Below are 17,984 nucleotides of genomic sequence, written 5' to 3' on the forward strand. Positions count from 1 at the left end.
ATGCCAAAGACCAACAACACCCGCCGCGTCGGCGAAACGGAAGCCCGCGCCAAGCTGGTCAACGTTCGCATCAGCCCGCAGAAGCTGAACCTGGTCGCCCAGTCCATCCGTGGCCTGCCGGTCCAGAAGGCTCTGAACGAGCTGGAATTCAGCCGCAAGCGCATCTCGGACGACGTCCGCAAGGTTCTGTACTCGGCCGTTTCGAACGCCGAGAACAACCACAACCTGGACATCGATTCCCTGATCGTGGCCGAGGCTTTCGTCGGCAAGAACCTGGTGATGAAGCGTTTCGCGAGCCGTGCTCGTGGCCGTTCGTCCCGCATCCTGAAACCGTTCAGCGAGATCACCATCGTGGTCCGTGAAGCCGGCGAGGCCGCCTGATGGGTCAGAAAATCAATCCGATCGGTTTCCGCCTCGGCGTGAACCGGACCTGGGACAGCCGCTGGTTCGCCGACGGCCCCGCCTATGCGCGCCTGCTCCACCAGGACATCAAGCTGCGCACCTGGCTGAAGGAGCGCCTGAACGCCGCCGGCGTCTCGCGCATCATCATCGAGCGTCCGCACAAGAAGTGCCGCGTGACGATCTACGCCGCCCGTCCGGGTGTCGTGATCGGCAAGAAGGGCGCTGACATCGAGAAGCTGCGCAAGGACATCTCGGCCCAGACGGAAGGCGAGGTTCACCTGAACATCGTCGAGGTCCGCAAGCCGGAAACCGACGCCCAGCTGATCGCCGAGAACATCGCCCAGCAGCTGGAGCGCCGGATCGCCTTCCGTCGCGCCATGAAGCGGGCCATGCAGTCGGCCATGCGCCTGGGCGCCAAGGGCGTCCGGATCAACGTTTCGGGTCGTCTCGGCGGTGCCGAGATCGCGCGGATGGAATGGTACCGCGAAGGCCGCGTGCCGCTGCACACCCTGCGCGCCGACATCGACTATGGCTTCATCGAAGCCAAGACGACCTACGGCATCATCGGTGTGAAGACCTGGGTCTTCAAGGGCGAGGTGCTGGAGCACGATCCGATGGCGCAGGACAAGCGCTGGGCTCTGGAAGCCGCCGGTCCGTCGTCGAACGAAGGCCGTGGTGGTGATCGCGGCGGTCGTAACGACCGCGGTCAGCGTCGCGGGCGTGAGGGCTAAGTCATGCTGCAACCGAAGAAAACCAAGTACCGCAAGGCCTTCAAGGGCCGGATCCATGGCGCTGCCAAGGGCGGCTTCTCGCTGAACTTCGGGTCCTATGGCCTGAAGACGCTGGAGCCGGAACGCATCACCGCGCGTCAGATCGAGGCGGCCCGCCGCGCGATCACCCGCCAGATGAAGCGTCAGGGCCGTGTCTGGATCCGTGTCTTCCCGGACGTTCCCGTCTCGGGCAAGCCCGCCGAAGTCCGGATGGGTAAAGGCAAGGGCGCCGTGGATCACTGGGCGGCGCGTTGCCACCCGGGCCGGATCCTGTTCGAAATCGACGGCGTTGCCGACGACGTGGCGCGCGAGGCCCTGCGTCTGGGCGCCGCCAAGCTGCCGGTCCGCACCAAGGTGGTCACCCGCCTGGACGCCGGCGTCTCGCACGTGGAGCACGTTGCCTGATGACCAAGATCGCCGATCTCCGCTCCCAGACGAACGACCAGCTGGGCGACCAGCTGCTGTCGCTCAAGAAGGAGCAGTTCAACCTGCGCTTCCAGGCCGCCACCGGTCAGATGGAAAAGACTCACCGCGTCGGTGAAGTCCGCAAAGACATCGCTCGCATCTCCACGCTTCTGCGTGAGAAGCGTTCGGCTTCGTAAGGAAACCCCATGCCCAAACGTATTCTCGAAGGCGTGGTCGTGTCCGACAAGGGCGACAAGACCGTCGTCGTCGTCGTCCAACGCACGCTGCTGCACCCGGTCATGAAAAAGATCGTGCGCCTGTCCAAGAAGTACCATGCCCACGATGAAGCGAACGCCTTCAAGGAAGGCGACGTCGCCCGCATTCGTGAGTGCGCCCCGAAATCCAAGCTGAAGCGCTGGGAGGTCCTGTCCAAGGATGCTCCGGCCTCGGCACAGTAATCAGAAGGATCTGATCATATGATCCAGATGCAAACTAACCTGGAGGTGGCCGATAATTCGGGTGCTCGCCGGGTCATGTGCATCAAGGTGTTGGGTGGCGCGAAGCGCCGCTACGCCTCGGTGGGTGACACGATCGTCGCCTCGGTCAAGGAAGCCATTCCGCGCGGCCGCGTGAAAAAGGGTGAAGTGGTTCGCGCCATCGTCGTGCGCACCGCCAAGGACATCCAGCGCAAGGACGGCTCGGTCATTCGTTTCGACAAGTCGGCCGCCGTCATCGTCAACAAGCAGAACGAGCCCGTCGGCACGCGGATCTTCGGCCCGGTTCCTCGCGAACTGCGCGCCAAGAACCACATGAAGATCATCTCGCTGGCTCCGGAGGTTCTGTAGTCATGGCCGCCAAGATCAAGAAGGGCGACCGCGTCGTCGTCCTGACCGGCAAGGACAAGGGCCGCACCGGCGAAGTCGCCAAGGTGATGCCGACCGAAAACCGCGTCATGGTGACCGGGATCAACATGGTCCAGCGCCACACCCGTCCGTCCCAGGGTGACCCCCAGGGCGGCATCAAGAACAAGGAAGCCTCGCTTCACCTGTCGAACGTCGCGATCGCCGACGCCAACGGCAAGGCCAGCCGCGTCGGCTTCCGCATGGAAGGTGACAAGAAGGTTCGCTTCGCCAAGACCACGGGAGACGTCATCTGATGGCCGACACCAAATACACCCCGCGCCTGAAGGGCGAGTACAACGAGCGCATCAAGGGCGTGATGACCGAGAAGTTCGGTTACACCAACCCGATGCAGCTGCCCCGCCTGGACAAGATCGTCCTGAACATGGGCATCGGTGAAGCCGTGGCCGACTCCAAGAAGGCCAATGCGGCCCTCAAGGATCTGACCCAGATCGCCGGCCAGAAGGCGGTCCCGACCAAGGCCCGCACCTCCATCGCCGGCTTCAAGCTGCGCGAAGGCATGATCATCGGCGGCAAGGTCACCCTGCGCGGCGACCAGATGTACGAGTTCCTCGACCGTCTGATCACGATCGCCCTGCCGCGGGTGAAGGACTTCCGGGGCCTGAAGCCCACGTCCTTCGACGGCCGCGGCAACTACGCCATGGGTCTGAAGGAGCACATCGTGTTCCCGGAGATCAACTATGACCAGATCGATCAGATGTGGGGCATGGATATCATCGTCTGCACCACGGCTCGGACCGACGACGAGGCGCGCGCGCTTCTGACCGAGTTCAAGTTCCCGTTCGTGAAGAACTGAGCGGGAAGGGAAAAGCACAATGGCTAAGAAAAGCGCCGTGAACCGCAACGAGATGGTGAAAGCCCTCGTCGCCAAATACGCCTCGAAGCGGGCCGCCCTGAAGGCGACCGCGAACGACGAGAGCCTGCCTCTGGAAGAGCGTTTCGACGCCCGTCTGAAGCTGGCTGAACTGCCGCGCAACTCGGCGGCCGTCCGGATCCGCAACCGCTGCGAAGTGTCGGGCCGTCCGCGGGCCTTCTATCGCAAGCTGAAGATGAGCCGGATCGCCCTGCGTGAACTCGGCAACCTGGGCCAGATCCCGGGTCTGACCAAGTCCAGCTGGTAAGGGGAGATTTCAAGATGATGATCAACGATCCCCTGAGCGACATGATCGCTCGCATGAAGAACGCGGCCATGCGCAAGCGTTCGAAAGTGCTCACCCCGGCCTCCCGTCTGCGTCAGCGCGTCCTCGACGTGCTGCAGGACGAGGGCTACATCCGCGGCTATTCGCTGGTTCAAAACCCCGGTGAATTCCCGCAGTTCGAGATCGAGCTCAAGTATTTCGACGGCCAGCCGGTCATCGCCGAGATCGCACGCGTGTCCAAGCCCGGCCGCCGCGTCTACTCCGCGATCTCCGACCTGAAGCCGATCAAGAACGGCCTGGGCATCTCGATCCTTTCGACTTCGAAGGGCGTCATGTCCGACGCCGCAGCCCGCGACGCCAACGTCGGCGGCGAAGTCCTCTGCAGGGTCTACTAAAGATGTCCCGTATCGGAAAACGTCCCATCACCCTGCCCAAGGGCGTCACGGTGACCATCGACGGCCAGACCGTCAGCGTCAAAGGTCCCAAGGCGGAGCGGTCCTGGACCGTCGCCGAGGAGATCGAGGTGCGCCAGGAGAACGGCGAGCTGACGCTCCACGCCCGTGCCGACACCCAGCGCTCGCGCGCCATGTGGGGTCTGTCGCGGACCCTGGTCGACAACATGGTCGTCGGCGTCACCGACGGGTTCGAGCGCACGCTCGAGCTGGTCGGCGTCGGTTATCGCGCCGCCATGAAGGGCAACGACCTGTCGCTGCAGCTGGGCTTCTCGCACGAAGTCAACGTTGTGGCCCCGGCCGGCGTCACCTTCGCGGTGCCGAAACAGACCGAGATCAAGATCTCCGGCCCCGACAAGCAAGTCGTCGGTGAACTGGCGGCCAACATCCGCAAGCTGCGTCCCCCCGAGCCCTACAAGGGCAAGGGCGTCCGTTACGCCGGCGAGAAGGTGCGTCGCAAGGAAGGCAAGAAGAAGTAAGCCATGGCAACGACCCTCAAGCAAAAAGCCGCGCGCCGTACCGACCGCAACCGTCGCCGCCTCAAGGCGATGGGCAATGGTCGCCTGCGCCTGTCCGTGCACCGCTCGGACAAGAACATCTCGGCCCAGATCATCGACGACCTCAAGGGCGTCACGGTGGCCTCCGCCTCGTCGCTGGAAGGCGACAAGGCCGGCACCTCGAAGGGCTCCAACAAGGAGGCCGCTGCCGCCATCGGCAAGCTGGTCGCCGAGCGGGCCATCGAGAAGGGCATCAAGGACGTGGTCTTCGACCGCGGTGGCTACATCTATCACGGACGGGTGAAGGCGCTGGCGGATGCCGCGCGTGAAGCCGGCCTGAACTTCTAAGGACCGACAGATGGCCCAAGCACCCCAACGTGGCGGCGGACAAGGCGGCAACGACCGCAACCGTCGCGACAACCGCAACGCACCCGCCGTCGACGGTCCGGATTCGGACATCGTCGAGAAGCTGGTGCACATCAACCGCGTCGCCGCCACCGTGAAGGGTGGTCGCCGGTTCTCGTTCGCGGCCCTGATGGTCGTCGGCGACGGCAAGGGCCGCGTCGGCTTCGGTCACGGCAAGGCGCGCGAAGTGCCGGAAGCCATCCGCAAGGCGACCGAAGAAGCCAAGAAGACCATGATCCGCGTGCCCCTGCGCGAGAATCGCACCCTGCACCACGACGGCTCCGGCCGTTGGGGCGCCGGCAAGATCATGATGCGCGCGGCCCCTCCCGGGACCGGCGTGATCGCGGGGGGGCCGATGCGTGCCGTCCTGGAAACCCTCGGCGTCGCCGACGTGGTGGCCAAGTCGACCGGGTCGTCCAACCCCTACAACATGATCCGTGCGACGTTCGAGGCGCTGAAAGTCCAGTCCTCGCCGCGTCAGGTCGCCTCCAAGCGTGGCAAGAAGGTCGCCGACCTGATGGGCCGCCGCAACGACGGCGCCTCGGCCATCGAGGCCGCGCCCGAAGCCGTGGAGAGCTGAATATGGCTACCGTCACCGTCAAGCAGACCGGTTCGCCGATCCGCCGCAAGAACGACCAGCGCGCCACCCTGGTGGGCCTGGGTCTGAACCGCATGGGCCGCGAGTCCACGCTGGAAGACACCCCCTCGGTTCGCGGGATGATCGCCAAGGTCGCTCACCTGACCGAGATCGTCGAGAAGTAAGCCGTTCGTATCTCCCTCCCCCTCGGGGGAGGGCAGGTCGCCCTCGGGTGACCGGGTGGGGGCGGCTCGGCGAGCCGCCTTTACTGCTGTCGGGGGAGCCGCTATAGCGCGCCTCCCTTAGAGATTTGGGTCCGGCACGCCTTGCCGATCCCACCCGGTCGGCTCCGCCGACCACCCTCCCCGGACGGGGCGGGAGAAGACCGAGACAAACCAGCCGAGTCCGCTGTCCGCAGCGGGCGCTAGAACCCGAAAGGATCAGGCACATGAAACTGAACGAAATCCGCGACAACGAAGGCGCGCACAAGAAGCGCATGCGGGTCGGCCGCGGCCCGGGTTCGGGCAAGGGCAAGACCGCCGGTCGCGGCGTCAAGGGCCAGAAATCCCGTTCGGGCGTCGCCATCGGCGGCTTCGAGGGTGGCCAGATGCCGCTGTACATGCGGATGCCCAAGCGCGGCTTCAACAATCCCAACGCCCTTAAGCTGGCCGAAGTGAACCTGTGGCGTCTGCAGGACGCGATCGACGCCGGCAAGCTGGACGCCTCGGGCGAGATCAAGGGCGACGCCCTGGTCGCCGCCGGCGTGATCCGCCGCACCAAGGACGGCGTTCGCATCCTGGGCACCGGTGAGCTGAAGTCGGCCCTGACGCTGGTCGTCTGGTCGGCCTCGGCCGGTGCCGTCAAGGCGATTGAAGCCGCCGGCGGCTCGGTCGTGCAGGAGCGGATCGCCGCCGAAGCTAAGGCCGCCGCGCGCGTCGAGAAGCGCAACGCCGCCAAGGGCAAGGCTCCGCCCGCCAAGGCGCCGCGTGGCGACGCCAACAAGATCTCGGCCCGCACCACGCGGACCGCGGCCAAAGCATAACAATAAAGCTCGGGGGGCGGTCTCGCTAAGAGGCCGCCCTTCGCCTATCTGGACGGTGGCCCCGGATTCGCGTCCGGTGCGCCGCGTTCTGATCAGTCGGGGTACGACACATGGCTTCGGCCGCCGAACAACTCGCCGCCAATATGAATATGGGCTCGTTCGCCAAGGCGACCGAGCTCCACAAGCGCCTGCTGTTCACGCTGGGCGCCCTGCTGGTCTATCGCATCGGCACCTATGTGCCGATCCCGGGGATCAACTCCGAGGCCTTCCTCCAGTTCTTCAACAATCCCGACGGCCAGCGCGGCATCCTGGACATGTTCAACATGTTCTCCGGGGGCGCGGTCGAGCGGATGGCGGTCTTCGCCCTGAACGTCACGCCCTATATCTCGGCCTCGATCATCGTCCAGCTGATGGGCAGCGTGTATCCGCCGTGGGAGAAGCTGAAGAAGGAAGGCGGCGAGAGCGGCCGCAAGCAGCTGAACCAGTACACCCGCTACCTGACCGTGGTCCTGGCCCTGGCCCAGTCCTTCGGGATCGCGGTCGGGCTGAACGCCCAGGCCAACCTGGTCGACAGCCCCGGGCTGTTCTTCATCGCCACGACGGTCGTCTCCCTGACGGGTGGCACCATGTTCCTGATGTGGCTGGGTGAGCAGGTCACGGCGCGCGGCGTGGGCAACGGCATCTCGCTGATCATCTTCGCCGGCATCGTGGCGGTCCTGCCAGGCACGATCGGCCGTTTGCTGGGCCTGGCCCAGCAGGGTCAGCTGTCGGCCTTCGCCCTGCTGTTCATCCTGGTCATGGTCGTGGCCGTGGTGGTCTTCATCGTCTTCATGGAACGGGCCCAGCGTCGTCTGCTGATCCAGTATCCGAAGCGTCAGGAAGGCAACCGGATGGCCGGGGGCGAGCGCAGCTTCCTGCCGCTGAAGGTCAACACCGCCGGCGTCATCCCGCCGATCTTCGCCTCGTCGCTGCTGCTGCTGCCGTCGACCATCGCCAACTTCGCGGCCACGGCCAATCTGCCGGCCTGGCTGGCCTGGCTGCCCACAGTGGCGGCCCAGCTGACGCATGGCCAGCCGCTGTTCATGCTGCTGTACGCCGCGCTGATCGTGTTCTTCTGCTTCTTCTACACCTCGATCACGTTCAACCCCGAGGACACAGCCGAGAACCTGCGGAAATACGGCGGCTTCCTGCCCGGCATCCGGCCGGGCAAGCGGACGGCGGAATATCTGGACTACGTCCTGACCCGTCTGACCGTGATCGGCGCCGCCTACATCACCGCCGTCTGTCTGCTGCCCGAGATCGTCTCGGCTAATTTCGGACAGGGTCTGTATTTCGGTGGCACCTCGGTGCTGATCGTGGTCTCGGTGACGATGGACACGGTGGCGCAGATTCAGTCGCAACTGTTGGCGCACCAGTACGAAGGCCTGATCAAGAAGGCCAAGCTGCGTGGCGGTCGTGGCGGTCGGGGTGCTCCGACACCCGCTCGCCGCTCGTGATGACAAGGCCCGGGGAGGGGCACCGAGCATGAACCTGATCCTGTTCGGGCCCCCCGCGGCCGGCAAGGGCACCCAGGCCAAGCGTCTGGTCGAACAGCGCGGCATGGTGCAGCTGTCGACCGGCGACATGCTGCGCGAGGCGATCGCCTCGGGCTCCGAGCTGGGCCAGCAGTGCAAGGAGATCATGTCGAACGGCGGACTGATCGCCGACGACATCGTCATCGCTTTGATCGAGGCGCGGCTGAAAGAGGCCGAGGACGCCGGCGGGGCCATCTTCGACGGCTTCCCCCGGACCATCGCCCAGGCCGAGGCCCTGGACGCCATGCTGGCCAAGCTGGGCAAGAAGATCGACGCCGTGGTCCGGCTGAAGGTCGACGACAGCGCCCTGCTGGAGCGCGTGTCGCAGCGGTTCGCCGACCAGGGCCGTCCCGACGACAACCCCGAGAGTTTCAAGGTCCGGCTGGACGCCTACAACCGCAACACCGCGCCGCTCCTGCCGTATTACGGCGACAAGGGGCTGCTGACCGAGGTGGACGGCATGGGCTCGATCGAGACCGTAGCGACGGCCATCTCCGGGGCCCTGGCGCGCGCCTGACCTCGGGATGAACGCAGGATGACGGTCGACGCCAGCCGGCGTTGCCGTGGCTGCGCTAGGGATCGGTGTGGACCCTTCCTACGTTGGGGCGTCCAAGCCTTGCCCTGATCGGCGATTCGCCGGAGCCACGATCATCCCAGCCTCCCGACACTCCGCCCAACGATGGCAGCAGGCCGGCATCATCGGCGTCGTGGCCGGTCTGCACGCCGTCCTGTTCGCCGTCGGCAGCCTGCGGGACCCGCCGGTGCCGGTGCTGGCCGATCCCCCCATCTCGGTGGAGCTGGTGCGCCTACCGCCGCCGCCACCCCCGCCGCCGCCGCCCGAACCGCCCGCGCCCGACGCTGGAGGCGGAGCCCCGGCCGCGCCGTCGGTCGTGCGGGTCTCGCCGCGGCCGGTCCCGCGTCCGGAACTGGTGGCCCCGCCGAAACCGGCCCCAGCCCCCGCCCTGATCGTCGGGGCCTCGGACCAGCCCGGCCCCACGCCCGGCCAGGGCCAGGGCGGGCAGGGGACCGGAACGGGCGATGGGGAAGGGGAGGGGGACGGACCGGGCTCGGGCTCCGGCCCGATCATTCTGCGCGGGGCCTCCAACGGCGAGATCCTGGCCCTGGTCCCGCCCGAGGCGCGCCGCCAGCGGGTCCCGGGCCGGGCGGCGGTCAACTGCGCGATCCGCGCCGACACGCGGCTGGAGGGGTGCCGCATCGTCTCGGAGAGCCCCCAGGGGTTCGGCTTCGGCGCGGCGGGGATCCGCGTGGCCGAGACCCACTTCCGCTTCCGCCCGCCCTCGACCGCGTCAGGCCGTACGGTGCAGGGCAGCCGCGCGACCGTCGTCGTCCTGTTCGGCCGGCAGTAGGGCGTGAATGTCGGTTCCGTTCCGGTCAGGCGTTGACGCAATCTGAATCGCCTGTATAAGGCGCGCTTCCCGCGAAGGGCGCCACGCTCCTGGTCTGTTGACCGGAGCGTTTGTTGCGTCCGGTTTGCGCGTACTTGGAGATCTTCGTGGCCCGTATCGCTGGCGTCAATATTCCGACCAACAAGCGCGTCGAAATCGCGCTTCAGTATATCCATGGCATCGGCCCGGCCGCCGCCAAGGACATCACCGGCAAGGTGGGCATCGAGGCCTCGCGCCGCGTGAACCAGCTGACCGACGCCGAGGTCCTGCAGATTCGCGAGACCATCGACAAGGACCACACCGTCGAGGGCGACCTGCGCCGCGAGACGTCGATGAACATCAAGCGTCTGATGGACCTGGCCTGCTACCGCGGTCTGCGTCACCGCAAGGGCCTGCCGGTCCGCGGCCAGCGCACCCACACCAACGCCCGCACCCGCAAGGGTCCCGCCAAGCCGATCGCCGGCAAGAAGAAGTAAGACAGACACATGGCCAAGGAACCGGGTCGCGTAAAGAAGCGCGAGCGCAAGAACATCACCTCGGGCGTCGCCCACGTGAATGCGTCTTTCAACAACACCATGATCACGATCACCGATGCCCAGGGCAACGCGATCTCGTGGTCGTCGGCGGGTCACATGGGCTTCAAGGGCTCGCGCAAGTCGACGCCCTACGCCGCCCAGATGGCCGCCGAAGACGCCGGCAAGAAGGCTCAGGAACACGGCGTCAAGACGCTGGAAGTCAACGTCTCGGGTCCCGGTTCCGGGCGTGAGTCCGCGCTCCGCGCCCTGCAGTCGGTCGGCCTGACCATCACCACCATCCGCGACGTCACGCCGATGCCGCACAACGGCTGCCGTCCGCCCAAGCGCCGCCGCGTCTAAGCGACCTCCGCCGCCTATCCCATCTTCCGCCGGCCCTGGACGCACCTGACGAGGAGCGAGGGGCCGGCGAACTCCGTATCTAAGGGACACCCATGATCGAACGTAACTGGCAAGAGCTGATCCGTCCCGAGAAGCCGCAGATCGAGCTCGGCTCCGACGCCCAGCGCAAGGCGCGCCTGGTGGCCGAGCCTCTCGAACGCGGTTTCGGCGTGACGCTCGGCAATGCCCTGCGCCGGGTTCTGCTGTCGTCGCTGCAAGGCGCGGCCGTGACCGCCATCCAGATCGACGGCGTCGTGCACGAATTCTCCTCGCTGGAAGGCGTGCGGGAGGACGTGGTCGACATCGTGCTGAACATCAAACAGCTGGCGCTGCGCATGCATGCCGAGGGCCCCAAGCGCATGACGCTGAAGGCCACCGGACCGGGCGCCGTGACCGCCGGGCAGATCGAGGTCCCGTCGGACATCGAGGTGCTGAACCCCAACCACGTCATCTGCACGCTGGATGACGGCGCGTCGGTGCGCATGGAACTGACCGTCCAGAACGGCAAGGGCTATGTGGCGTCGGAGTTCAACCGTCCGGAAGACGCCCCGATCGGCCTGATCGCCGTCGACGCCCTCTATTCGCCGGTCAAGCGCGTCGCCTATCGCGTCGAGCCGACCCGTCAGGGCCAGTCGCTGGACTATGACAAGCTGGTGCTGGAAGTCGAAACCAACGGCGCGGTCAGCCCTGTGGACGCCGTGGCCTACGCCTCGCGCATCCTGCAGGACCAGCTGCAGATCTTCATCACCTTCGACGAGCCGAAGAAGGTGGTCGAGGCCGCCGAGGGCAAGCCCGACCTGCCGTTCAACCCGGCCCTGCTGAAGAAGGTGGACGAGCTGGAACTGTCGGTCCGGTCGGCCAACTGCCTGAAGAACGACAACATCGTCTATATCGGCGACCTGATCCAGAAGACCGAGGGCGAGATGCTTCGCACCCCGAACTTCGGCCGCAAGTCGCTGAACGAGATCAAGGAAGTGCTGACCTCCATGGGTCTGTCGCTCGGCATGGACGTGCCGAACTGGCCCCCGGAAAACATCGAAGATCTGGCCAAGAAGTTCGACGACCAGATCTAGTTTCAACCCTCCGCCCGGACCGATTGTTGGTCTTTGGAGCGGTTAGAATAATGCGGTCACGGGTCCGGTAAGACGGAAACCAGGACCGGAGTAGGAGAGACCCCGATGCGCCACGGCGCCGCCCACCGTAAACTCGGCCGTACGGCCAGCCATCGCACCGCCATGTTCGCCAACATGGCCGCGTCGCTGATCAAGCACGAGCAGATCACCACGACCCTGCCCAAGGCCAAGGAGCTCCGCCCCTTCGTCGAGAAGCTGGTCACGCTCGGCAAGAAGGGCGATCTGCACGCCCGGCGTCAGGCCATCAGCCACGTCCGTGACGTGACCCAGGTCGGCAAGCTGTTCGAGACGATCGGACCGCGCTACGCCGATCGTCAGGGCGGCTATATCCGCATCATGAAGGCCGGCTATCGCCACGGCGACAACGCCCCGATGGCCGTGATCGAGTTCGTCGATCGCGACGTCGACGCCAAGGGCCTCGATTCCGGCCCGGTCGCCGTCTACGAGACCGACGAAGACTAGGCGTCAGCCACCGCTGACCGCAAGGGGGCGATCCGGGCAGCCGGGTCGCCCTTTTTCTTTGGCCGGTCCTGTTGCAGGTTGCGGGCATGAACATCGACATCGTCCCCTATCGGCCCGACCACGCCGCCGCCTGGGTGGCGTTGAACGAGCACTGGATCCTTGAGGGGGGCTACGTCCTCGAGGCGAAGGATCGGCTGGTGCTGGACGATCCGGAGGGGGCGGTCCTGGCGAAAGGCGGGGTCATCTTCATGGTCGAGCGGGACGGGGAGTCGATTGGTTGCTGCTCGCTGATGCGCATGCCGGACGGCGGCTATGAGGTCGGCAAGATGGCGGTGGCGGCGTCCGCCAACGGCCTGGGGTTGGGCCACAGGCTGCTGGAGGCGTGCGAGGATCATGCGCGGGGAGCCGGGGCATTGCGGCTGTATCTGGAGACCAACACGTCCCAGACGCATGCCATCGCCCTGTATCGCCGGTTCGGCTTCGTCGATCTGCCGCCGCAGCCGACGCCCTATGCCCGCTGCAACTGCTGGATGGAGAAGCGCCTGTGAGCGGCCTGGTTCTGTATAGCCACCCCTTCTCGTCCTACTGCCAGAAGGCGATCGTAGCCTTCTACGAGAAGGACCTGCCGTTCGAGCAGCGTCTGCTGGAGGACCCCGCCGCGATGGTGGAGCTGAAGGCCGCCTGGCCTTTCGGACAGTTTCCGGTGCTGAAGGACGGCGATCGCCACTATGCCGAGACCTCGATCATCATCGAGCGGCTGGACCAGATCGACCCGTCGACGCGGTTGATCCCGGCCGATGCGGATCTGGCGTTGGAGACGCGGTTCATGGACCGGGTGTTCGACAACCACGTGCAGGCCCATCAGCAGCGGGTCATCTACGAGTCCCTGAAGCCCGAGGGGTCCCGGGGGCCGACAGTCGTGGCGGAGGCGCGCGCCAGGCTCGAGATCGCCTATGGCTGGCTGGACCGGGTCATGGCGGACCGCACCTGGGCGGTCGGGGGAACGTTCTCCCTGGCCGACTGCGGCGCGGCACCCGCCTTGCTCTATGCGCACTGGACCCATCCCATCCCTGAGGCGCTGACCCATCTGTGGGCCTATCGCCGTCGGCTGCTGGCCCGTCCGTCCTATGCCCGGGCGCTGGACGAGGCACGGCCGTATCGCGGCTATTTTCCGCTGGGGGCCCCCGACGAGGACTGAGGCCGTCGCGTGGCATTCGGACGACGGCTGACAGAAATTCGCGTTACGCGCGACAAACGGCCCTTGAGCGATCCGCGAAACGCGGCCTAGCTTCGGAGAACAAGAAAACTCGGGAGGACGGCTATGCGTAAGATATCGGTTTCAAGAAGCGTGCGTGCGACCCTGCTGTCGGCGGCGTGCGTCATGGCCATGACCGCTTCGGCGGGCGCGGCCCTGGCTCAGACCGCCCAGGACGAGACCAATCTGGACGAGGTCATCGTCACCGGCACCAAGCGCAACTCGACCATTCAGGACGTGCCGTTCTCGATCAACGCCCAGACGGAAGAGGACATCCAGCGCTCGGGCGCGGTGACGCTCGAAGATCTGTCGAGAAACGTCGCAGGTCTATCCATCCAGAACCTGGGACCGGGCCAGAGCCAGGTCTCGGTGCGCGGCGTCTCCGCCGGACAGGTCGTACGCGACCAGCCGGGCGTGAAGGAGCAGGTCGGCGTCTATCTGGACGAGAGCGTGATCTCGCTGTCGCTGTTCACGCCGGATCTCGACCTGTTCGACCTGAACCGCGTCGAGACGCTGCGGGGCCCGCAGGGCACGCTGTTCGGCTCGGGATCGGTGGGCGGCACGGTCCGCTACATCACCAACCAGCCGACGCTGGGGGTGACCGAGGGCACCATCGAGGCCAACGTCAACATGGTCGAGGAAGACGACGCCGGCGGCCACGTCAAGGGCGCGATCAACCTGCCGCTGGGCGACCGGGCGGCGGTGCGGGCCGTGGCCTATCACACCGAATACGCCGGCTTCATCGACGCCCTGCGCCCGGGCGGAAGCATCGACGAGAACGTCAACAGCGGCAGCCGCAGCGGCGGCCGGATCGCGGTGCTGTTCGAACCGTCGGACACCCTCTCGATCACCCCGCGCCTCGTCTATCAGAAGATCGAGACCGAAGGCTTCAACCGCCAGGAGGTGTTCAGCCTCTTCGCCAACCCCTTCACCACCACCCGCCCGGCCGTCACCTTCGACGAACGCCAGCAGTATCTGTTGCTGGACGAGTCGTTCGAGGACGAGACCCTGCTGGCCGACCTGACGGCCTCGGTGGATTTCGGAGCGGCAGAACTGACCTCGGTCACCAGCTATATCGACCGCGACATCCTGGTCAGCCGCGACGCCAGCGCCCTGTCGGGTTCGGTGTCGGTCGATCTGGGCTTCCCGGCCTCGGCCGTGCTGCTGCCGTCGAACCTGCTCGACAGCACGACCCTGGAGCAGTTCTCGCAGGAGCTGCGCCTGTCCTCGACCAGCGACGGCGCCTTCCAGTGGCTGGTGGGTCTGTTCTATTCCCAGGTTGACCGGGTCTATTCCCAGACCCTGCCGACGCCCGGTTACGACGCCGCGACCGACGCCACCCTGGGGGCGGGAACCGCAGCCGGGGCGCGGAACGGGTTCGGGCCCAACTCGCCCTACAACGCGCTGCTGCCCTACGATATCGAGCAGACGGCGGTGTTCGGGGAGGCCAGCTACGCCTTCGGGCGGCTGACGGTGACCGGCGGCGGCCGGTTCTACGACTTCTCGGAAACGCGCAGCTTCACCTCCGGCGGCCTGTTCGCCAACGGCGATCGCCGCACCGACACGACCGAGTCCAACGGCTTCACCCCGCGCGTCCTGCTCAGCTATGAGGCGTCCGACAATGTGACGCTGAATGCCCAGGCGGCCCAGGGCTTCCGGCTGGGCGGGGTCAACGATCCGCTGAACATCCCGCTGTGCAGCCCCTCCGACGCCGCCATCTTCGGGGGCTTCCAGGCCTATGAAGACGAGACGCTGTGGAACTATGAGGCGGGGGTGAAGTCGCGCTTCGGCGCCGTCAGCCTGAACTCGGCGGTGTTCTATACCGACATCGAGAACCTGCAGACGACGCTGGACGCCGGATCCTGTTCGTCGCGGATCGTCTTCAACGTGCCCGAGGCCCACACCGCCGGGGTGGAGCTGGAGCTGTCGACCCTGCTGACCGACAATTTCGAGGTCGGTTTCGCGGGCAGCTATGTCCAGGCCGAGTTCGACTCCACCGTCCGGGACGGCACCGGGGCGGTCATCGGGGGCATCCGCGAGGGCAACCGTCTGCCGTCGGTGCCCGAGCTGCAGCTGTCGCTGACGGGCACCTACAGCTTCGAGGTCGGCGGCGGCCTTCCGGCCTATGTGAGCGCCTCGTTCCAGCACGTCGGCAGCCGCTATACCCAGGCCAGCGATCAGGAGAACAATCCGCGGTCCTTCGTGTCCGGTCTGGCCTTCGGTGGTGCTCCGGGGACCAATGCCACGATCGTCGATCTGGAGCTGCCCAGCTACGAGCTGTTCAACCTGTCGGCCGGGATCGAGTTCGACAACGGGCTTGAGACCATCGTCTATGTGAACAACGCCTTCGACGAAAACCCGCTGCTGTCGTTCGACCGCGAGCGGGGCGGTCGGGCGCGGCTGGGCTATGCAGTCGGCGCCCCCCGCACCGTGGGCGTGACGGTGCGCCGGTCGTTCTAGGGCCGGCGCGGGCGGCGGTCGAAAGGTCGCCGCCGCCCGCTTCGACCCCGCCGAGATCGGTGGGCCTCACCTCAGGAGTTCCTTGCGGAGGATCGCCGCGCCCGCGCCCAGGGCCTCAAGCTTGCCCCGGGCCACGCGACGCGAGAGCGGGGCCATGCCGCAGTTGGTGGAGGGATACAGCTTGTCGGCGTCCACGAACTGGAGCGCCTTGCGCAGGGTGTCGGCGACTTGTTCCGGCGTCTCGACGGTATCGGTCGCCACGTCGATGGCCCCGACCATCACCTTCTTGCCCCGGATGAGTTCGATCAGGTCCATCGGGACGCGGGAGTTCTGGCATTCCAGCGAGATGATATCGAGGCTGGACTGCGCAAGCCTGGGGAAGGCCTGCTCATACTGCCGCCACTCCGAGCCCAGGGTCTGCTTCCAGTCGGTATTGGCCTGGATGCCGTAGCCGTAGCAGATGTGGACGGCCGTCTCGCATCTGAGCCCCTCGGCCGCCTTCTCCAGGGCCGCGACGCCCCAGTCGTTGACCTCGTCGAAGAAGACGTTGAAGGCGGGCTCGTCGAACTGGATGATGTCGACCCCGGCGGCCTCCAGCTCCCGGGCCTCCTGGTTGAGGATCCCGGCGAACGCCCAGGCCAGCTCTTCGCGGCTCCGGTAGTGGTCGTCATAGAGCGTGTCGATCATGGTCATCGGACCCGGCAGGGCCCATTTGATCGGCTGGGCGGTCTGCCCGCGCAGGAATTTCGCATCCTCGACGAAGACCGACTTCGGGCGGCTGACGGCCCCGACGACGGTCGGCACGCTGGCGTCATAGCGGTCGCGGATGCGAACGGTCTTGCGCATCTCGAAATCGACGCCGTCGAGATGCTCGATGAAGGTCGTGACGAAATGCCGGCGCGTCTGTTCGCCGTCGCTGACGATGTCGATTCCGGCCCGGCGCTGATCGTCGAGGGATAGGCGCAAGGCATCCTGCTTGCCCGCGATCAGATCGTCCCCTTCCAGCTTCCAGGGCGACCAGAGGGTCTCGGGCTGGGCCAGCCAGGACGGCTTCGGCAGGCTGCCGGCGTTGGAGGTGGGGAGAAGCGTTGGCATGGTGTTCACCTTGGTCAATCTGGACGGATCAGGCCGCGAAGTCGGCCGACCATCGGTCGAGCACGGCGCGGTAGGGCTTGATCAGGCGCTCCTCGACGAACCGGCCCTGTTCGACGGCCAGCCGGCTGCGCTCTTCCCGGTCGTAGACGATGCGGGTCAGCGAATAGTCCTGGCACTCGAGGCTCGGCCGGTAGTGCTCGGCGGCCGGGGCGTTGGCGTTGTAGATCTCGGGACGATAGATCTTCTGGAAGGTCTCCATCGTGCTGATCGTGCTGGCCAGCTCGAGATCGGTGTAGTCGTCCGTCAGCGCGCCGACGTGGTAGAAGGCCAGGGGCGCGACGCTGTTCCTGGGCATGAAGTAGCGGGCCTTCATCCCCATTTTCGAGAAATACCGATCAGTCGGCGAGACTTCGTCGTTCCCATACTCGAGCCCCAGCACCGGGTGCTCATCACCCGTACGGTTATAGGTCTTGTTGCTCGACACACTCAGGCAGATGACCGGCGGCTTGGCGAAACTGTCCCGGTAGGCGGCTGATTTGAGGAAGTGTTTGAACAGGTTTCCGTGCAGATCGCCGAAGTCTTCCGGCGCGCCTGTGTCCGGATGGGCCTTCAGGTGCGCCGGCAGGACCACGCTGAAATCATAGTCGCGCACGTAGGAGGAGAAGTTGTTGCCCACGATGCCTTCAATCCGCTCGCCCGTCTGTCGGTCGAGGATGAGGGTTTGAAGGATTTCGATCAGCGGGAAGGCGTCGTTGGTCTCCGCGGACACCGTCATCTCGACGGAGATGATGTCCAGTTTCACCGCGTAACGGTCCCCCTGGGGATTGCCCTGATGCATCAGCGAGTTGAAGCGGTTGTCGATCATCCGCAAGGTGTTGCGCAGGTTGTCCTGCCGGCGCTCGCCCCGGGCCAGGTTGGCGAAGTTGGTCGTGATCCGCGTGCTCTCGGCCGGACGATAATCCTCGTCGAGCGCGGTGCGCCGGATGGCGAAGGTGAATGCGGTCTGGAGCATGGTCTCTGCCGTGGTGCTGTGGCGAGACAGCGGGCAGGGACGCGCGACCGCTCGCGCGGACTCG

26 protein-coding genes and 1 pseudogene are annotated in these 17,984 nt (G+C 66.1%); 25 read left to right on the forward strand and 2 right to left on the reverse strand.

Going from position 1 to position 17,984, the window contains the following annotated elements; all coding sequences use genetic code 11:
* From rplV to BZG35_RS06900, 25 genes and pseudogenes are all read left to right on the forward strand, one after another.
* A complete protein-coding gene (rplV, locus tag BZG35_RS06780) occupies window positions 1-381 on the forward strand; it encodes a 50S ribosomal protein L22 (protein WP_077354962.1) in 381 nt (126 codons plus the stop codon).
* A complete protein-coding gene (rpsC, locus tag BZG35_RS06785) occupies window positions 381-1,133 on the forward strand; it encodes a 30S ribosomal protein S3 (protein ID WP_077354963.1) in 753 nt (250 codons plus the stop codon). The genes rplV and rpsC overlap by 1 nt, the downstream gene beginning before the upstream one ends.
* A gap of 3 nt (window positions 1,134-1,136) precedes the next feature.
* Window positions 1,137-1,577 (forward strand): 50S ribosomal protein L16, encoded by a 441-nt coding sequence (rplP, locus tag BZG35_RS06790; RefSeq protein WP_013268927.1) that lies wholly within the window; start codon window positions 1,137-1,139, stop codon window positions 1,575-1,577.
* A complete protein-coding gene (gene rpmC, locus BZG35_RS06795) occupies window positions 1,577-1,774 on the forward strand; it encodes a 50S ribosomal protein L29 (RefSeq protein WP_013268928.1) in 198 nt (65 codons plus the stop codon). Before rplP ends, rpmC begins: the two co-directional genes overlap by 1 nt.
* Window positions 1,775-1,783: 9 nt before the next feature.
* Window positions 1,784-2,035, forward strand: coding sequence for a 30S ribosomal protein S17 (gene rpsQ, locus BZG35_RS06800; protein ID WP_077354964.1), 252 nt, complete (start codon window positions 1,784-1,786; stop codon window positions 2,033-2,035).
* An 18-nt stretch (window positions 2,036-2,053) separates the two neighbouring features.
* The gene (gene rplN, locus BZG35_RS06805) at window positions 2,054-2,422 is read left to right on the forward strand and encodes a 50S ribosomal protein L14 (protein WP_077354965.1); all 369 of its coding nucleotides are present in this window, start codon (window positions 2,054-2,056) and stop codon (window positions 2,420-2,422) included.
* 2 nt (window positions 2,423-2,424) lie between these two features.
* Complete coding sequence (rplX, locus tag BZG35_RS06810) at window positions 2,425-2,733, forward strand: 50S ribosomal protein L24 (protein WP_077354966.1); 309 nt, start codon at window positions 2,425-2,427, stop codon at window positions 2,731-2,733.
* Window positions 2,733-3,293, forward strand: coding sequence for a 50S ribosomal protein L5 (gene rplE, locus BZG35_RS06815; RefSeq protein WP_077354967.1), 561 nt, complete (start codon window positions 2,733-2,735; stop codon window positions 3,291-3,293). Before rplX ends, rplE begins: the two co-directional genes overlap by 1 nt.
* 19 nt (window positions 3,294-3,312) lie before the next feature.
* Window positions 3,313-3,618, forward strand: a complete 306-nt coding sequence (rpsN, locus tag BZG35_RS06820; protein WP_077354968.1) for a 30S ribosomal protein S14 — start codon at window positions 3,313-3,315, stop codon at window positions 3,616-3,618.
* A gap of 14 nt (window positions 3,619-3,632) precedes the next feature.
* The gene (gene rpsH / locus BZG35_RS06825; RefSeq protein WP_013268934.1) at window positions 3,633-4,031 is read left to right on the forward strand and encodes a 30S ribosomal protein S8; all 399 of its coding nucleotides are present in this window, start codon (window positions 3,633-3,635) and stop codon (window positions 4,029-4,031) included.
* A 2-nt stretch (window positions 4,032-4,033) separates the two neighbouring features.
* Window positions 4,034-4,567 carry a 50S ribosomal protein L6 gene (rplF, locus tag BZG35_RS06830; protein ID WP_077354969.1) on the forward strand — a complete coding sequence of 178 codons (534 nt, stop codon included), beginning with the start codon at window positions 4,034-4,036 and terminating at the stop codon, window positions 4,565-4,567.
* 3 nt (window positions 4,568-4,570) lie between these two features.
* Complete coding sequence (gene rplR / locus BZG35_RS06835; RefSeq protein ID WP_077354970.1) at window positions 4,571-4,933, forward strand: 50S ribosomal protein L18; 363 nt, start codon at window positions 4,571-4,573, stop codon at window positions 4,931-4,933.
* Window positions 4,934-4,943: 10 nt separating this feature from the next.
* Complete coding sequence (gene rpsE / locus BZG35_RS06840; protein WP_077354971.1) at window positions 4,944-5,570, forward strand: 30S ribosomal protein S5; 627 nt, start codon at window positions 4,944-4,946, stop codon at window positions 5,568-5,570.
* Window positions 5,571-5,572: 2 nt separating this feature from the next.
* Window positions 5,573-5,752: a 50S ribosomal protein L30 gene (gene rpmD, locus BZG35_RS06845; protein WP_013268938.1), complete on the forward strand. Its 180-nt coding sequence runs from the start codon at window positions 5,573-5,575 to the stop codon at window positions 5,750-5,752.
* A gap of 263 nt (window positions 5,753-6,015) precedes the next feature.
* Window positions 6,016-6,477 (forward strand): annotated as a pseudogene (gene rplO / locus BZG35_RS06850) (50S ribosomal protein L15); the annotation flags it as partial.
* A 242-nt stretch (window positions 6,478-6,719) separates the two neighbouring features.
* Complete coding sequence (gene secY, locus BZG35_RS06855) at window positions 6,720-8,105, forward strand: preprotein translocase subunit SecY (protein ID WP_077354973.1); 1,386 nt, start codon at window positions 6,720-6,722, stop codon at window positions 8,103-8,105.
* Window positions 8,106-8,133: 28 nt separating this feature from the next.
* Window positions 8,134-8,700 carry an adenylate kinase gene (locus BZG35_RS06860; RefSeq protein ID WP_077354974.1) on the forward strand — a complete coding sequence of 189 codons (567 nt, stop codon included), beginning with the start codon at window positions 8,134-8,136 and terminating at the stop codon, window positions 8,698-8,700.
* A gap of 190 nt (window positions 8,701-8,890) precedes the next feature.
* On the forward strand, window positions 8,891-9,550 hold the full coding sequence (locus BZG35_RS06865) for an energy transducer TonB (RefSeq protein ID WP_150125959.1): 660 nt from the start codon (window positions 8,891-8,893) through the stop codon (window positions 9,548-9,550).
* Window positions 9,551-9,696: 146 nt separating this feature from the next.
* Entirely contained in the window at window positions 9,697-10,065 is a 369-nt protein-coding gene (rpsM, locus tag BZG35_RS06870) for a 30S ribosomal protein S13 (protein WP_077357905.1), read from the forward strand.
* 9 nt (window positions 10,066-10,074) lie between these two features.
* Window positions 10,075-10,464, forward strand: a complete 390-nt coding sequence (rpsK, locus tag BZG35_RS06875) for a 30S ribosomal protein S11 (protein ID WP_013268944.1) — start codon at window positions 10,075-10,077, stop codon at window positions 10,462-10,464.
* A 92-nt stretch (window positions 10,465-10,556) separates the two neighbouring features.
* Window positions 10,557-11,576, forward strand: a complete 1,020-nt coding sequence (locus BZG35_RS06880) for a DNA-directed RNA polymerase subunit alpha (protein ID WP_077354975.1) — start codon at window positions 10,557-10,559, stop codon at window positions 11,574-11,576.
* A gap of 105 nt (window positions 11,577-11,681) precedes the next feature.
* Window positions 11,682-12,098: a 50S ribosomal protein L17 gene (gene rplQ, locus BZG35_RS06885; RefSeq protein ID WP_077354976.1), complete on the forward strand. Its 417-nt coding sequence runs from the start codon at window positions 11,682-11,684 to the stop codon at window positions 12,096-12,098.
* A gap of 86 nt (window positions 12,099-12,184) precedes the next feature.
* The gene (locus BZG35_RS06890) at window positions 12,185-12,646 is read left to right on the forward strand and encodes a GNAT family N-acetyltransferase (protein ID WP_077357907.1); all 462 of its coding nucleotides are present in this window, start codon (window positions 12,185-12,187) and stop codon (window positions 12,644-12,646) included.
* Window positions 12,643-13,296: a glutathione S-transferase family protein gene (locus BZG35_RS06895; RefSeq protein ID WP_077354977.1), complete on the forward strand. Its 654-nt coding sequence runs from the start codon at window positions 12,643-12,645 to the stop codon at window positions 13,294-13,296. The genes BZG35_RS06890 and BZG35_RS06895 overlap by 4 nt, the downstream gene beginning before the upstream one ends.
* Window positions 13,297-13,419: 123 nt before the next feature.
* Complete coding sequence (locus BZG35_RS06900; RefSeq protein WP_077354978.1) at window positions 13,420-15,813, forward strand: TonB-dependent receptor; 2,394 nt, start codon at window positions 13,420-13,422, stop codon at window positions 15,811-15,813.
* Between the two features lie 66 nt (window positions 15,814-15,879).
* Here the strand turns inward: BZG35_RS06900 and BZG35_RS06905 are convergent, their stop codons facing one another.
* Window positions 15,880-16,908, reverse strand: a complete 1,029-nt coding sequence (locus BZG35_RS06905; RefSeq protein WP_077357909.1) for a methionine synthase — start codon at window positions 16,906-16,908, stop codon at window positions 15,880-15,882.
* A gap of 28 nt (window positions 16,909-16,936) precedes the next feature.
* Entirely contained in the window at window positions 16,937-17,920 is a 984-nt protein-coding gene (locus BZG35_RS06910; RefSeq protein WP_077354979.1) for a DUF1852 domain-containing protein, read from the reverse strand.
* Window positions 17,921-17,984: the final 64 nt, after the last annotated feature.

The sequence above is a fragment of the Brevundimonas sp. LM2 genome (assembly GCF_002002865.1).
Taxonomy (GTDB): Bacteria; Pseudomonadota; Alphaproteobacteria; order Caulobacterales; family Caulobacteraceae; genus Brevundimonas.